General features: G+C 65.6%; 20 protein-coding genes. 14 read left to right on the top strand and 6 right to left on the bottom strand.

From position 1 onward, the window contains the following. Positions 1–116: 116 nt before the first annotated feature. Complete coding sequence (gene lepA / locus ACFYXB_RS21850) at positions 117–1,985, bottom strand: translation elongation factor 4 (protein ID WP_351366186.1); 1,869 nt, start codon at positions 1,983–1,985, stop codon at positions 117–119. Positions 1,986–2,205: 220 nt separating this feature from the next. Here lepA and rpsT point away from each other — a divergent pair, with 220 nt between their 5' ends. Then, positions 2,206–2,472, top strand: coding sequence for a 30S ribosomal protein S20 (gene rpsT / locus ACFYXB_RS21845; RefSeq protein WP_053750780.1), 267 nt, complete (start codon positions 2,206–2,208; stop codon positions 2,470–2,472). 204 nt (positions 2,473–2,676) lie between these two features. On the opposite strand, the gene holA is transcribed toward rpsT, so the two are convergent. From holA to ACFYXB_RS21825, 4 genes are all read right to left on the bottom strand, one after another. Further along, a complete protein-coding gene (gene holA / locus ACFYXB_RS21840; protein ID WP_388502325.1) occupies positions 2,677–3,666 on the bottom strand; it encodes a DNA polymerase III subunit delta in 990 nt (329 codons plus the stop codon). A 95-nt stretch (positions 3,667–3,761) separates the two neighbouring features. Then, positions 3,762–4,007 (bottom strand): hypothetical protein, encoded by a 246-nt coding sequence (locus tag ACFYXB_RS21835; protein ID WP_351366180.1) that lies wholly within the window; start codon positions 4,005–4,007, stop codon positions 3,762–3,764. 41 nt (positions 4,008–4,048) lie between these two features. Then, the gene (locus ACFYXB_RS21830) at positions 4,049–4,930 is read right to left on the bottom strand and encodes a YceI family protein (RefSeq protein ID WP_389584792.1); all 882 of its coding nucleotides are present in this window, start codon (positions 4,928–4,930) and stop codon (positions 4,049–4,051) included. A gap of 163 nt (positions 4,931–5,093) precedes the next feature. After that, on the bottom strand, positions 5,094–5,912 hold the full coding sequence (locus ACFYXB_RS21825; RefSeq protein WP_389584789.1) for an arylamine N-acetyltransferase: 819 nt from the start codon (positions 5,910–5,912) through the stop codon (positions 5,094–5,096). Positions 5,913–6,149: 237 nt separating this feature from the next. Between ACFYXB_RS21825 and ACFYXB_RS21820 the strand changes: the two genes are divergently transcribed. The 13 genes from ACFYXB_RS21820 (at position 6,150) to ACFYXB_RS21760 (ending at position 14,532) form a co-directional block, all read left to right on the top strand. Then, positions 6,150–7,811 carry a recombinase family protein gene (locus tag ACFYXB_RS21820; protein WP_389584787.1) on the top strand — a complete coding sequence of 554 codons (1,662 nt, stop codon included), beginning with the start codon at positions 6,150–6,152 and terminating at the stop codon, positions 7,809–7,811. 371 nt (positions 7,812–8,182) lie between these two features. After that, on the top strand, positions 8,183–8,371 hold the full coding sequence (locus tag ACFYXB_RS21815; RefSeq protein WP_389584785.1) for a hypothetical protein: 189 nt from the start codon (positions 8,183–8,185) through the stop codon (positions 8,369–8,371). A gap of 33 nt (positions 8,372–8,404) precedes the next feature. After that, positions 8,405–8,839 carry a hypothetical protein gene (locus ACFYXB_RS21810; RefSeq protein WP_389584784.1) on the top strand — a complete coding sequence of 145 codons (435 nt, stop codon included), beginning with the start codon at positions 8,405–8,407 and terminating at the stop codon, positions 8,837–8,839. Further along, positions 8,839–10,287 carry a phage/plasmid primase, P4 family gene (locus ACFYXB_RS21805; RefSeq protein WP_389584781.1) on the top strand — a complete coding sequence of 483 codons (1,449 nt, stop codon included), beginning with the start codon at positions 8,839–8,841 and terminating at the stop codon, positions 10,285–10,287. The genes ACFYXB_RS21810 and ACFYXB_RS21805 overlap by 1 nt, the downstream gene beginning before the upstream one ends. 459 nt (positions 10,288–10,746) lie before the next feature. After that, positions 10,747–10,953 carry a hypothetical protein gene (locus ACFYXB_RS21800; protein ID WP_389584778.1) on the top strand — a complete coding sequence of 69 codons (207 nt, stop codon included), beginning with the start codon at positions 10,747–10,749 and terminating at the stop codon, positions 10,951–10,953. Between the two features lie 81 nt (positions 10,954–11,034). Beyond that, entirely contained in the window at positions 11,035–11,205 is a 171-nt protein-coding gene (locus ACFYXB_RS21795) for a competence protein CoiA family protein (RefSeq protein ID WP_389584967.1), read from the top strand. Between the two features lie 6 nt (positions 11,206–11,211). Continuing rightward, a complete protein-coding gene (locus tag ACFYXB_RS21790) occupies positions 11,212–11,892 on the top strand; it encodes a hypothetical protein (protein ID WP_389584776.1) in 681 nt (226 codons plus the stop codon). Between the two features lie 68 nt (positions 11,893–11,960). After that, a complete protein-coding gene (locus ACFYXB_RS21785; RefSeq protein WP_389584773.1) occupies positions 11,961–12,149 on the top strand; it encodes a hypothetical protein in 189 nt (62 codons plus the stop codon). 364 nt (positions 12,150–12,513) lie between these two features. Then, complete coding sequence (locus ACFYXB_RS21780; protein ID WP_389584770.1) at positions 12,514–12,756, top strand: HNH endonuclease signature motif containing protein; 243 nt, start codon at positions 12,514–12,516, stop codon at positions 12,754–12,756. A gap of 151 nt (positions 12,757–12,907) precedes the next feature. Then, a complete protein-coding gene (locus ACFYXB_RS21775; protein ID WP_389584768.1) occupies positions 12,908–13,192 on the top strand; it encodes a hypothetical protein in 285 nt (94 codons plus the stop codon). A 7-nt stretch (positions 13,193–13,199) separates the two neighbouring features. Then, positions 13,200–13,769, top strand: a complete 570-nt coding sequence (locus ACFYXB_RS21770; RefSeq protein WP_389584765.1) for a hypothetical protein — start codon at positions 13,200–13,202, stop codon at positions 13,767–13,769. 12 nt (positions 13,770–13,781) lie between these two features. Next, positions 13,782–13,946 carry a hypothetical protein gene (locus tag ACFYXB_RS21765; RefSeq protein WP_389584762.1) on the top strand — a complete coding sequence of 55 codons (165 nt, stop codon included), beginning with the start codon at positions 13,782–13,784 and terminating at the stop codon, positions 13,944–13,946. A gap of 214 nt (positions 13,947–14,160) precedes the next feature. Beyond that, positions 14,161–14,532: an HNH endonuclease gene (locus ACFYXB_RS21760; RefSeq protein WP_389584759.1), complete on the top strand. Its 372-nt coding sequence runs from the start codon at positions 14,161–14,163 to the stop codon at positions 14,530–14,532. A 77-nt stretch (positions 14,533–14,609) separates the two neighbouring features. Here ACFYXB_RS21760 and ACFYXB_RS21755 read toward each other — a convergent pair whose 3' ends face one another. Then, the gene (locus tag ACFYXB_RS21755; protein ID WP_389584756.1) at positions 14,610–14,969 is read right to left on the bottom strand and encodes a hypothetical protein; all 360 of its coding nucleotides are present in this window, start codon (positions 14,967–14,969) and stop codon (positions 14,610–14,612) included. Positions 14,970–14,994 lie beyond the last annotated feature (25 nt).

The raw sequence follows: 14,994 nt of genomic DNA, 5'->3' as shown, positions 1-14,994 counted from the left end.
CGGCCTGTCACTTCCCACAGAGAGCGACCGGATACATGCACAGGGGCCCGCCGCGCTTTCGCACGACGGACCCCTTTTGCGCCCGGTTTGCTCGGGGCACCCGATGTAACCCGCGGTTACTTCTTGCCCTTGGCCGACCCCGCGCTGTCATCGCTGGACAGGACGGCGATGAAGGCCTCCTGCGGAACCTCCACGGAACCCACCATCTTCATCCGCTTCTTGCCTTCCTTCTGCTTCTCCAGCAGCTTCCGCTTGCGGGAGATGTCGCCGCCGTAGCACTTGGCGAGGACGTCCTTGCGGATGGCGCGGATGGTCTCGCGGGCGATCACCCGGGAGCCGATGGCGGCCTGGATGGGCACCTCGAAGGCCTGCCGCGGGATGAGCTCGCGCAGCTTCGCGACCAGCCGCACACCGTAGGCGTAGGCCGCGTCCTTGTGGGTGATCGCCGAGAAGGCGTCGACCTTGTCGCCGTGCAGCAGGATGTCGACCTTGACCAGGCTCGAGGTCTGCTCGCCGGTGGGCTCGTAGTCGAGGGAGGCGTAGCCGCGGGTCTTGGACTTCAGCTGGTCGAAGAAGTCGAAGACGATCTCGGCGAGGGGCAGGGTGTAGCGGATCTCGACGCGGTCCTCGGACAGGTAGTCCATGCCGAGGAGGGTGCCGCGCCGGGTCTGGCACAGCTCCATGATCGAGCCGATGAACTCGGAGGGCGCGAGGATCGTGGCGCGCACGACCGGCTCGTACACCTCGGTGATCTTGCCCTCGGGGAACTCGCTCGGGTTGGTGACCGTGTGCTCGGTGCCGTCCTCCATGACGACGCGGTACACCACGTTGGGCGCGGTCGCGATCAGGTCGAGGCCGAACTCGCGCTCGAGCCGCTCACGGATGACGTCCAGGTGCAGCAGCCCCAGGAAGCCGACCCGGAAGCCGAAGCCGAGGGCGGCGGAGGTCTCCGGCTCGTAGACGAGCGCGGCGTCGTTGAGCTGGAGCTTGTCGAGTGCGTCGCGCAGCTCGGGGTAGTCGGAGCCGTCCAGCGGATACAACCCGGAGAAGACCATCGGCTTGGGGTCCTTGTATCCCCCGAGAGCCTCGGTCGCGCCCTTCGCCTGGCTGGTGATCGTGTCACCGACCTTGGACTGACGGACGTCCTTCACACCGGTGATCAGATAGCCCACCTCACCGACGCCGAGCCCGTCGGCGCCCAGCATCTCGGGCGAGTTCGTACCGATCTCCAGCAGCTCGTGCGTGGCGCCGGTCGACATCATCCGGATCCGCTCGCGCTTGTTGAGCTGCCCGTCGATGACACGGACGTACGTCACGACGCCCCGGTAGGAGTCGTACACGGAGTCGAAGATCATCGCGCGCGCGGGAGCGTCCGCGACCCCGACCGGGGCCGGGATCTGCTCGACGACCTTGTCGAGGAGCGCCTCGACACCGAACCCGGTCTTGGCGGACACCCTGAGCACGTCGTCCGGCTCGCACCCCACCAGGTTGGCGAGCTCCTCGGCGAACTTCTCGGGCTGCGCGGCCGGCAGGTCGATCTTGTTGAGCACCGGGATGATGGTGAGGTCGTTCTCCATCGCCAGGTAGAGGTTGGCGAGAGTCTGGGCCTCGATGCCCTGGGCGGCGTCGACGAGGAGGACGGTCCCCTCGCAGGCGGCGAGCGACCGCGAGACCTCGTACGTGAAGTCGACGTGCCCCGGGGTGTCGATCATGTTGAGGATGTGCGTGTTGCCCGGTTCGTGGGTGGGAGCCCACGGCAAACGCACCGCCTGGGACTTGATCGTGATGCCACGCTCACGTTCGATGTCCATGCGGTCGAGGTACTGAGCACGCATCTGCCGCTGCTCGACCACACCGGTCAGCTGGAGCATCCGGTCGGCGAGCGTGGACTTTCCGTGGTCGATGTGCGCGATGATGCAGAAATTGCGGATCAGAGCCGGGTCGGTACGGCTCGGCTCGGGCACATTGTTAGGGGTCGCGGGCACGCAGGGTCCTGTCTCTTGAGGCGCCTTATGCCTCGGGTCGGATCGATACGTAGCTTCCATGGTCCCACGGGCGGCGACCGGGAGCGGGTTTGGGCTGGCTGCCGGGCCACTGGTACTCTGAGTGGCTGTGCCTCATGCCCTCTCAGCGCGAGGCACAACTTCAAGAAATCATCGGTACGGGTCCCGTGCGGCCCCGTGCCAGAACCTGAAAAGGCTCTTCGTGGCGAACATCAAGTCCCAGATCAAGCGGATCAAGACCAACGAGAAGGCGCGGCTGCGCAACAAGGCCGTCAAGTCCTCCCTGAAGACCGCGATCCGCAAGGCTCGCGAGGCCGCTGCCGCGGGTGACGTCGAGAAGGCCACCGAGTACCAGCGCGCTGCCGCGCGTCAGCTCGACAAGGCCGTCTCGAAGGGCGTCATCCACAAGAACCAGGCCGCCAACAAGAAGTCGGCGCTTGCTTCCAAGGTCGCTACCCTCAAGGGCTGACACTTGTTTTGACGCCGGAAGGACCCAGGCGGGCCCTCTCTCATCCGCCTCCACCCGGCACTCCAGGATCCGCGCGCGGCCTGCGTTCGCCACGCGGGCGCGGATCCGCACAGCGTGAACCGAAAACCCCGGCACCGGCCCTTCCCCAGGGCGGCGGCGGGGTTTTTCGGTTGCCGCCTCACCCCGGCCCTCGACGGCCCTCGACTACCCTCGCCCCCGCGACCGAGCCGCCCGAGCAACGGTCACCACGGCCTTCTCCAGCGCGTACTCCGGGTCGTCCCCGCCGCCCTTCACCCCCGCATCCGCCTCAGCCACCGCCCGCAGCGCCACCGCCACCCCGTCCGGCGTCCACCCCCGCATCTGCTGCCGCACCCGGTCGATCTTCCACGGCGGCATCCCCAGCTCCCGCGCGAGATCGGCAGGACGCCCGCCCCGCGCCGACGACAGCTTCCCGATCGCCCGCACCCCCTGCGCCAGCGCGCTGGTGATCAGCACCGGCGCCACCCCCGTCGCCAGCGACCACCGCAACGCCTCCAGCGCCTCCGCCGTACGCCCCTCGACCGCCCGGTCGGCGACCGTGAAGCTGGAGGCCTCGGCACGCCCGGTGTAGTACCTCCCGACGACCGCCTCGTCGATCGTCCCCTCCACGTCGGCGACGAGCTGCGTCACGGCCGAAGCCAGCTCTCGCAGATCACTCCCGATGGCATCGACGAGCGCCTGGCACGCCTCCGGTGTGGCCGAGCGCCCGAGGCCCCGGAACTCGCTCCGCACGAAGGCCAGCCGGTCCGCCGGCTTGGTCATCTTCGGGCAGGCCACCTCCCGCGCCCCCGCCTTGCGCGCCGCGTCGAGGAGCCCCTTGCCCTTCGCGCCGCCCGCGTGCAGCAGCACGAGCGTGATCTCCTCGGCGGGCGCCCCGAGATACGCCTTCACGTCCTTGATCGTGTCGGCCGAAAGATCCTGCGCGTTGCGTACGACCACCACCTTGCGCTCCGCGAAGAGCGACGGGCTCGTCAGCTCGGCGAGGGTGCCCGGCTGCAACTGGTCCGGTGTCAGATCGCGTACGTCCGTGTCGGCGTCGGCGGCCCTGGCGGCGGCCACCACCTCCCGCACGGCACGGTCGAGCAGGAGGTCCTCCTGGCCCACGGCGAGCGTCACCGGGGCGAGAGGGTCGTCTTCAGCAGTCTTCCTGGCCATCGCGACAAGCATCCCACGCACCACTGACAACGGACCGCGCCGAGCTCCAACCACCCCGCGGGACTACGCCCGCTCGTGCCGCCGGCCCCGTAGACCTACGGCTCCTCCCGCCACCCGTCCCACTCCCCGGCGAACGTGTCCAGCGCAGCCGGGTCCAGTCGCGCGTCCTCGTCCCGCAGGACGACGAGCCACTGCGCATCCTCCGCGTCGTCCTCGCCGGCCAGGGCGTCCCGCACGAGCCGCGGCTCCTCGTCGACGCCGAACCGCTCGGCCAGTGCCTGCGCCACCTCCTCCGCGGCATCACGGTCGGGCAGCACCAGGACGTGTCTCACATCGCTCACGGGCCCATTGTCCGGCACCGGGCGCAGCGCATCCGCGCAGGTCAGCCCTTGGGCACGAGCTGCACGTCCAGGTCGACCCTGATACTCGGCCCGACCACCGCAATCCCGCGCGCCAGCATCGTCTGCCAGCTCACCGTGTAGTCGTCCCGGTGCAGCTCCGTCGAGGCCCGGAACGCGGCCCGCGCTTCGCCCTCCATCCCGTTGCCGAGCCCGAGGTAGTCCATGTCGAGCGTGACCGTACGCGTCACTCCGCGCAGCGAGAGCGCGCCCGTGACGGCCCACCGGTTGCCGGCCTTGTGCGCGCAACGCTCGCTGTAGAACTCAAGCGTCGGGAAGCGCTCCACGTCCAGGAAGTCCGCCGACCGGAGGTGGTCGTCGCGCATCCGCACACCCGTGTCGATGGTCGCCGCGTCGATCACCACGTGCATGGCAGACTGCTCCACCCGGTCTGCGATCCGTACCGCCCCCGCGAAGGAGTTGAACCGCCCGTGGACCCGGGCCAGCCCGATGTGCCGCGCGGTGAAGGCGATCGAGGAATGCGTCGGCTCGATCCCCCAGTCACCCGGCGCCGGCAGCTCCGGCGGCCGCGCGACCTGGAGGGTCACATCGCCCAGTGAGGCGAGCGCGTTCTCACCGACCACCGCGGTCGCCCGGTACGGCGTGTAGCCCTCGGCGGACACCGCAACCCGGTACTCCCCCGCCGGAACCGTCGCCATGAACGACCCGTAGGGATCCGCCCCACCGCTGACCACCTTGCGCCCCCGCACGTCACTGACCGCGAACTCCGCGTGCGTGACCGGCTCGTTGACCGGGTCGAGGACCCGGCAGCTCAACACCCCGGCGTCGGGCGGGGTCTGCACCGCCGCGAGAGGACTCGTCCGTTGCACCCGGTCCGTTCGGTTTCCCAGCCAGCGGCCGAACATCTACGACACCCCTGTGCGCCTCGACGTCTGTTGCCGAAGAACCATTCGATCACCGATGCGACTTTCGAGGCAACTCGCGCCCATATCACGGGAATCCAGCACATGTGATGGGACTACGCATGAGTAGCATCGAGTGGTCCGACATCATCCGATATCAGCTGGATCAAGCCTTCAGGGTTCCTCCCCGCACGGTCGGCACATGGTCGAGCGCGATCCCGAACCGCTCCCTGTACGCCGTGAGCACCTCCTCGTCCGACCCCAACTCGCGCGCCTCGCGCTTCCCGTCGGGCGCCGTCACCGTCACCGTCCGCCCGCTCAGCGTGGTCCTCCCTCCGTCCTCCGTCACCCGTGAGCACACCGTCGACCGGGCGAAATGCGAAACGGGCGACGTGCTGTGCCACCACGCCCCGGCCACGAAGTCACCAAGCACCCGCGGCCGAGTCTCCAGCCGGTACTGCCGCTTCCCGTCGATCAGCACGTCCAGGTCCGTGCCCGCGACGCCCGCCTTGTCCGGCCCGGACTCCACGATCCGGAACACCCCGCCGGGATCGCGCTGCTCCCCCCGCTCCTCGAACGCCAGCGGATAGTGACTGTGTGCCCCGAACCCGACGTCGGCCAGCCACATGCCCCCGTCGACCGTCCCCACCCGCAGCGCGAGATGGTCGTACGGGATCCCGAGCCGTCCCTCGTCCCCGTACACCCGCGCCGCCAGCAGTACGACGTCGAAGCCGAGCGCGGCGAGCAACATCCCGAACACACCGTTCAGTTCGTAACAGAACCCGCCCCTGCGCGCGCCCACCACCTTGTCCAGCAGGTGTTTCTCCTCCAGCACGATCTCCTCTCCCAGATGGATCGACAGGTTCTCGAAGGGCACGGCCCGCAGATGGCGCAGATGCAGTTCGCGCAGCACCTCGACGGTGGGCCACGCCGGATGGGCGGCCCCTAGCCGGCGGAGATAGGCGTCGACCTGAGCGGTGTTCATGCCCTCAGTCTCGCGCCACCCGCAGTTCGGCGCCCATACCGGCGACCGCGAGCGAGCCGTCCTCGTCCGTGCGCAGCACCACCGCCCCTTGGTCCCGAAGCGCGGCCACGGTGCTCGGCGCCGGGTGCCCGTACGGGTTTCCGGAGACTCCCCGACTAGTAGTTCTGGGAGCCACCCACCATGACGGCATCTGCGCAGGTCAGAGGCACAAAGCATCCGAACCGCTCGTACACCCCCATGACCACTCAACTCAGGGGCGTGTCCTGCCTCCGCCTGTCCGTCCTCACCGACGAGACCACCAGCCCCGAACGCCAGCGGGAAGCCAACCAGCGCGCTGCCACGGCAGAGGGAATCGACCTGGGCGACCGGGAAGCCGTCGACCTGGGAGTAAGCGCCAGCAAAACCACACCCTTTGAGCGCCCCGAATTGGGCTCTTGGCTCCGGCGCCCGGATGACTTTGACGCGCTGGTCTTTTGGCGATTCGATCGCGCCGTCCGGTCCATGGATGACATACACGAATTGGCTAAGTGGGCGCGCGAGCACCGGAAAATGATCGTGTTTGCCGAGGGTCCGGGTGGTCTGCTCAAACTGGACTTCCGCAACCCGCTGGACCCCATGGCCCAACTCATGGTCACGCTGTTCGCGTTCGCCGCACAGATGGAAGCCCAATCAATCCGGGAACGAGTCACCAGCGCGCAGGCAGCAATGCGGGTAATGCCGCTCCGCTGGAAAGGCTCGCGCCCCCCGTATGGCTACATGCCCGCTCCGCTGGAAGGCGGCGGGTGGACCCTGGTCCAGGACCCAGAAGCCGTAGCAGTCATCATGCGAATCGTCCGGGAACTCATGGGCGACCCCAGCGCAAGCATTCCCGGAAAGAGCCTGGCAGCAATCGCGCGGGGGCTCAATGAGGACGGCATTCCCTCATCCCGTGACCACTGGAGCCTCAAGAAAGGACGAGAAACCGGCGGGAAGACAGGCGGCAAGGCTGGCGAGACTGTTGTCCGGGGGCGCTTTTCATGGCGACACGGCGCCATCAAAGAACTGCTGACTTCCGAGCGCCTGTTGGGATGGAAGGTGACCGACGGCAAGCCAGTTCGAGCGGGCAGCGAGGGTGCGCCTGTCATGGCTACCGCTGAGCCGATTCTGACCCGTGCGGAATTCGACGCAATCGGGGCTGTTCTCGCTGAGCGCTCCGTGGACAACAAGCCTGCGGACCGAGTGGACACGGTGGCCCTTTTGCTACGCGTAGCGCACTGCGGAAGCTGCGGGGAAAGGATGTACCTTCACCGGCCGTCGCCTAACAGCAAGAGCACCAGCAAGACGGAAACCTATAAGTGCGGCGCGCACACCCGTGGCCACAAGTGCGACGCGCCAGCCATCATCAAACGCGAATGGGCAGAAGAGTACGCGGAGCGTGAGTTTCTGCGGATGCTGGGCGCACTGGAAGTAACGCACAGCCGCGTAATCCCTGGGTATGACCCACAGCCTGAGATTGACGCCACCCTCGCTGAGTTTGAAGAGCACCAGGCACAGCAAGGGCGGCACAAATCGAACGCAGCTAAGACAGCGTGGCAGCGTCATGCGGATGCCCTTGACGCGCGACTCGCTGACCTCGAAACGCGTGAGCGTGTGGAGCCCCGCACTGAGGAGATCCGGACCGGTAAGACCTACGCCACGCTGTGGGCGAAAGCTGACACGGCAGGCAAGCGACAGATGATGCAAGACGCCGGGGCGCATCTGAGCGTGAAGCGAGCAACGCGCGGCGGGTGGCGCAAGTTGGATGAGCGGCGCGTTGACTTCGACGTCCGAGACCCGTTCTTCGCTGCGGCAGCGGGTGATATCTCGGCCGACGCTATTGAGCTTCAAGAGCTACTCGGCGACGCTGACGCAGCGCACTAGCGCCCCTGAACGCCCATCTGCGCCCCGTTCATCCGTCCCCTGGGGGGATTGGGTGGGCGGGGCGTTCGCATGCACGCAGACAGGCGCCCAGGGCTCAGGCATTCGAACCGCTAGATGTCCCTAGAGGGCAGCGCGCTGGCCGATACGCCAGTACGTGTGACACAGGCCACAAAGTTACCTTTCTGTTATCTTCGCAAGTCTCTGGCCTGCGGAAATGCCCAGCAGGTAACCGACTCGCTAGAACACCCTCGAGAGCGGCGAACAGCGCCCCCACAGATTCCCACCTTGGCCGGTGGTTAGAGCAACGCGTCAGTCATTGCGGCTGGCGCGTTTGCTTTGCCCTGGCTCTGTAAGCAGAAGGAGGTAACACCATGGACGAAATCACAGAGCGCGTAAGGGCAGTTGGCGCCCGGCGCAAGAGGCTGCGCGATGAACTCGCCGCCGCTGATGCCGAGTTGCGCGAGCTGATGCCCAGCGCAAAGGCACGGATGACCCAAGAGGAAATCCGGCGCGTGACAGGGCTCAGCTTTCCGACCATCAGGCTTTACGCCACCCCCTGAACTACCGGCCAAGGAAGGAAGGGCATTCGCCCCATGGACCTAGACACCTATCACCCGCGCGTAGCTGCGACGCTCGTCCAGGACTACTACCCGAACGGCAAGCTGGCCGGTGAATCGCGCGTAATCACCTGCCCCTACTGCCGATTGCAGCACAGCCACGGCGCCATGCTCGGCCACCGTGCGCCCCATTGCTTGGACGTAGTCGCCAAACGCAATCAGGTGGTCGACCCGCGCGACACACAGCGGACGCCCGGATACATCCTGTGCGACCCGGACGAGCAGGTGAACTGGCAACTCGAGTACGTCTACGGGCAGTTGTACGTGCTGCGGAACAAGTACCGGCGCCTGAGTGCAGAGCACGAGCGCATGGACCCGTGGACAGCGCGAGAGAAGCGCGTCAAGCAGAACCTACGAACGGAAATCGACGGCATCGCCACGGTGCTACGAGAGGCCGGAGTGATCCTCTGATGGACCTACAGAACATTGACGCGCAGGCGCTGCTATCCGCGCTGCTACAGGCGCAGGGCGATTCCAGCGCTGAGGCCATAGGCACGCAGTCCGACGATGACCTAGCCACTTACGCACTGGACAGCCGCTTTGGTGGCTCGCTGGCCTACAGCCGGTCGCGTGGCTGGCACACATTCCCGGACGATGGCCAGCACTGGCAGGCTGACCCCGAGGGCGACGAAATCGTGTCGACCGTACAGACGATGCTGCGGGACCTGCGCAAGGCTGAGAAGGACCAGCGCAAGGCGCAGTACCTCGGTTCCCGCCAGCGCCGAGACAACGTCGTAGACATGCTCAAGGGCCTGCCCGAGGTGCGATACAGCGGAGAGTGGGACCGTAACCCGTACCTACTCGCGGCGCCCAATGGCGTAATCGACCTGCGCACGGGCGAGATTGACGATGGCCAGCCGGATCAGCGGATTACGCGCGCTGTCACTGTCGCGTATGACCCGGACGCAAAGGCGCCTCGCTGGGAGCGCTTCATATCCGAGATTTTCGCCCATGACCCTGAGCTACCGACGTACGTTCAACGGCTGCTCGGGTACGGCATTACTGGCAGCACCAAGGAACAGTGTTTCGCTGTCCTGTACGGCGCCGGATCTAACGGCAAGTCGACGCTACTGACCACGCTGCGGGAACTACTCGGCGACCACGCTGCCACGGTGCCATTCGACATGTTCACCACCAGCGGGAAAGCGCGAGGCGGCCCCGAGGCAGAAATGTTGGTTGGCGCACGGCTCGCCCTGGCCAGCGAGACAAACCGATCCGCTGTCCTGGATTCCGCAGCAATCAAGAATGCGACCGGCGGCGAAGAGATCACGGTCAATCCCAAGTACCGCAAGCCGTACGCGTTCAAGCCACAGGCGCTGATCCTGCTTGCCAGCAACTACAAACCGATTGTGCGCGAGCAGGACACAGGCACCTGGCGCCGTATCAAGCTGATCCCGTTTCTCCAGCGGTTCGAGGGTGACGCCAAGGATCTGGACCTCGAGGACACGCTACGCAGCGAACGGGCGGGCATTCTCGCCTGGCTCGTCCGGGGCGCCGTCGACTGGTTTGAGAATGGCCTAGAGGACCCTGCCAGCGTGCGCGAGGCAATCGCCGAGTACCGCGAGGAGTCTGATTCCCTCGCTGGCTTCATGCCTGGTGTGCTGGTGGCCATTCCGGGGCGCTGGCTTTCCAACGCTGCTGTCTGGACTGCGTACGAGCAGTGGGCGCAAGCCAACGGTGACAAGGCATTCCAGATGGGCAGCACGCTGAATAAGGCAGTGATCGAACGCAGCAAGGGTGAGATCAGCGCCAAGAAGCAGGGTGGACAGCGCGGATTGGTCGGCGTCGCGCTCGCTGATGACCTGTCACGCGAGGAATTGCGGAAGCACGCGCCCGGCATCTTTGGCGTGGACAGCTAGCTGACCCTTTATGGACAGCTGGAGTTGCTCAGCTGTCCACGAGAAACCGCAGGTCAGACATGGTTTATGGACAGCTGGACAGCTGTGGACAGGTGTTTTGGGAAATGGAATCCACCAGTGCTAATGGCATATGGACTTTTGCCCAAGTGCCTGTCCTAGCTGTCCCACCTGTCCACCACACCCGCTGACCTGCGCAAACACCCTGGACAGGTGCTGCCCATGCCGTGGACAGCTGAGATCCCCTGTCCGCTGCACACGCAAATAGGCACCACTCGCCGGCTCAGGCATCCCCGCAGGTCAGCGCGCTGCCCGCTGCTGTCACAGACATTCACTGGAGCACACGTGATCATCGCCTTCTTCGAAACCCTATCCGCGCTGTGCGCACTCGCCCTGGTGGCTATCCACACCACCCGCTAGCCACCTACCAAAACTGGTAGGTGCCTGTCTAAAGGACACAAGATGACTACTCCCACACCCGCTGATATCGCACCCAAGGTGCCCACCCGCAGGGCGCTAGAGCAGCTCGTAACTGCCTGGGCGCTCAGGCTGGTCGACCAGGAAAAGCCAGACCTGGCCGAGGTTGATGCACTCGCGCGGCTGACTGACTCGCTGGCCAGGCTGACCAACGCGATTACGGCGTACCGCAGTTCCCACATTCAGCGGTGAGCGCGCGTGCTGTACGCCATATCGCTGGCGCACGTTGACATATACAGCGCTGAGGACGCGCCAGCCGATGGGGCGCCGTTCATGTGCCCGCGCTGCCATTCCCGCGTAATCCTGCGCGCCACCATCAATCAGCGCCCTCATTGGTCCCATGGGCGCACCCATTCCATGCGCTGTGCCTTGCGTCGTGACGCTGTCTCAGGGCACGGCCACGCCAAGCGCACTGCCGCTGAGCTGAACACCTACGAAAGCTGAGAAAAGATGAGTGACCTTGCACAGACGTATTCCCCGTTCGGTATGCCGAAGGCTGTTTCTGCGGCTGAGGCGGAGCGCGATAAGGCTTATGACGCGCTGGGAGACGCTGAGCTGCGCTACGCCGACGTGGCCGACGACCACTGGCAGGCTCGAGCCCACCAGCGCGACGCAGAGGCCGCCAAGGCTGCCACCCTGGCGGGCAAGCCCCTGCCTACCGGGCCGAGTCACTACGAGCAGGCTGCTGCCCTGCGAGGCGAAGCCATGGGTGTGCTTGAGGCGCTGCGCGGTAAGGCGCTTCAGGCGGACAATGCGATAACCCTCGCGTGGCAGCAGGAAGCGCCCGGTATGGCTGACGACATTCGCGCCGCTTACGTTGCAGCGGAAAAGGCCGAGGCTGAGGCTGAGAAGGCTTTGCGGAATGCTCGCGGAATGATGCGTCATGCGGCCCGTGCGCTGGTCGGTACCAAGCATGTGCAGAGCGCTGGCCCGCTGCCCCGTATCGACGGCAACCCGTCCGGTGACATGGCGCATTCGGAGATGTTCCGCAGGTTCATCGCGTCGCATGGCATGAGCGTTGACACGGATGGGCCCGAGTACCGCGCTGTGCTCATTGACGGAATGGCGCGATACCTTCCCGCCAACGTCGCTGAGAAGCTCATCAGCGCTGGTGCGGCCCAGCGCGCGTAAGGACTGCGTCCAGGGGGTCACCTACCAGTTTTGGTATGTGGCCCCCTGGCCTACCGAATAGAGGGCCCATGTACGTCAAGATCAATGCCGGATTCCAAGTCACCTACCAGGGCGCCGTGTTCAGTGGTGGGCAGGTGCTGCGCAATGTGCCCGCCGAGGTTGCGCAGGGCTGGATAGACCAGGGAATTGCGGCTGCATTCACCCCGCCGCGCACCAGGGACACCACGTTTCAGGACGTGTGGGGTGACTATGTCTGACCCCCTGGTGCGACTACGCGTTGCGGAGTTCCGCCAACTGTTCTTCAACGGCTCGCAGCTCATCGCTGGCGACATCATCGAGATACCAGCCGAGAACACCGCTCAGTGGCTGCGTACGGGCCTGGTGGTGCCCGCTGATGGCCAGTACCCAGAGGGTGTCTTCACGTCGCCCAGCGAGGCGCCTAGCAAGCCTGCGGAGCGCGCAGCGCATGAGCCCTGCGACCCTGGCCCAAAGCCAAAGGGCAAGCGCCGTAGCGTCTGCTCGGTACCTGGGTGCCCGTGCCTGACATGGGGCGGCAAATGCAGGGCCCATGCTCGGACTTCAACAACGACCGGCAGGGAATACCACACTGGCCACCGGAACGTGAGTGCCAACCTGCGTGCCCGCTGGGAACGTGAGCGCGTGGCCTACCTGCGCGCCAATCCGTATTGCGAGTGCAGCGAATGTCTCGCCATTGCTGAGCCGCTGAGGCCGAGCGCCAGCGAGGTGGACCACATTGACGGGCTCGGCCTGCTCGGTCCCAAGGCATTCGACTGGGACAACTTGCAGTCACTGACCAAGGCTCACCACTCACGTAAGACAGCGCGAGAATCTTTTGGCTTTTGATTCTCACGCTGAGTGACACAGGGGGTGGGGGATGACCCCGATGATCATGACCCCCCGAGACGCAGGGGAGGGCTCTGACAGGTGCGCCCGGTTAGAAACCTGGTTCTACACGCCCAATTCGGACATACAGCTACAGCACGGAGAGTGACCCATGACCATAACCGCCGACTACTGGGACGACTTCCCTGAATGGTGCTCGCGCTGCCAGCAGGAAAAGCCAGCCAGCGAGTTTGCCTATGAAGCGCGCCGAGGCTTGCAGCCATGGTGCCGAAAGTGCAAAACCGAGTACACCCGCGAGCGTCGCCGACTGCTGCGAGAGGGCCAAGAGGGCCACGATTTCCCGCCGATTGGCTCTGGCATCAGCCAGGTCGAATGGCAGGAGATTTCGGAGCCTGAGCGCCAGCAGATCCGCCACGTTTACGGGATAGCTGACTGATAGTCAGATGATCTTGAAAAGAGACCTACTCGGCGCACTCGCCCTGCTCGCTGCCCTGGTTGCAACTGCCAGCGCTGAATACGCACTTGCCCGCGCAGCCGGATACGGCCAATGGGTCGCTGGATGCATTCCGGCTGCACTCGACGTCTACGCCCTGCGTGCATTCAGCGTGAAGCGCGACGTACCCGCTGTGGTGGTTGCGCTGATTACGACGAATGCACTTGCGCACCTGGTGAGTTCACACCTGGTTCCCGTATCCGTTCCGCTGGTGGTCGCAGTCAGCGCGATAGCGCCCCTGGTGCTCTGGCGCGTAAAGGCGCTGAGCGCCCCTGTGAGCGCCCCTGAGCCTGCGCCGGTATCCGTGGAGCCTGAGCGCGCTACGGGCCCTGTACAGCGCCCCACAGCCATTCCCGCCCCCGCATCCGAGGCGCAGCCAGACGAGTTGCTGCCAAAGGCTCGCGCATTCGCCGCCGAAGTGCACAGCGCAACCGGCAAGGCGCCAAGCCTGCGTGCACTCCAAGCGCATCTGAGCATCGGCCAGGCACGTGCCCAGCGCATCCGAACGCAACTCGCCTAGGAGGTACACAAGTTGACCCGCGTACGCGTCCGCATCAGCGATGAGGAGCTGGCCGAGCTGCTCGCGCTGGCACGTGAAATGAACCTGACCCCGAATGTCGTCATGCGCACTGCGCTGGCCAGGCTGTCTGACGAGTGGAGGGAAAGCCATGGAGACTCGACCGGCGCCGCTGGCTGACAGGCGCACCAGGCTGGCCCGTAACCGCCGTTTCCGCGCGCTGGGCATCCCGTACAAGACTTGCTCTAGCTGTTTCGCTGTCAAGGCGCACGGAGCATTCCCGGCCGCCAAGGGGTACCCAGACGGGCGCCACCATCGCTGTTATACGTGTGATGCGGCGCGCAAGCGGACACCCGAATACCGGACACACGCCCGTGAGGGTGACCGCAGGCGTTTGGCGGACCCTGCGAGGCGTGCTGCTAAGAATGCGCGCACGCGTGAGTGGAAAGTCAGCAACCCAGACAAGCACCGTGCCGCCAACCAGCGTCGACGCGCTACCAAAGCTGCTGCCCAGGTCGAGGATTTCACCCGCGCTGATCTGCTGGCCTACTGGGACGAAATCGGCTCGTACGGCTGTGTGTTCTGTGGCGGCCCATACGAACACGACGAACACATACAGCCGCTTTCGCTGGGTGGCGAGCACAGCCGCGCAAACCTGCTTCCGTCCTGCGCAACGTGCAACAGCAGCAAGGGCGCCAGCGACCCAATCGACTACGTGAACCAGCGCTATGGCCTGCGCCTCTCCTGGCCCACTGAGAGGCTTTGAGACCAAGAACGGCCCCCAGGGTCCCCGGATGTATTCCGGAGGCTCTAGGGGCCGTTTATTCGTTTCCTGACAGCTCGTCAGATGCGACGGAGAGCCGCGCGCAACGCCTCTTCAAGGGCCCTTGCCGCTGGACCGTAGACCGGTTCGCTGAGCCGTTCGCCACGCAGTTCCGCCACGCTGGCAACGTCCTTCACCGCACCGGCCAACTTCCGGATGATCAGGCGCAGTTCAGCGCGGGGCACTTCCGGGCGCTCCGCCATCGCCAGCGCATAGGCAGCATCGTCGCGCGCCATGCTGACTATGTGCGCTTCTGTGCTGTCTGCGATCTGGTTGATAACCCCGTCCCCCGGCGTGACGTACTCCACCTTGCCTTCCGGTCCGGTCCACGGCAGGCGTCGCAGGGGCTCGTGCGTCTCAGTGCCGATAGGCTCAGGCATGCCGACTCCTTTTCAGTCGGTAGCC

Source organism: Streptomyces sp. NPDC002619 (assembly GCF_042889305.1).
Classification (GTDB): domain Bacteria; phylum Actinomycetota; class Actinomycetes; order Streptomycetales; family Streptomycetaceae; genus Streptomyces.
Note: the sequence above shows the minus strand (reverse complement) of the source record. Positions and strands in the feature narration are given on the sequence as shown.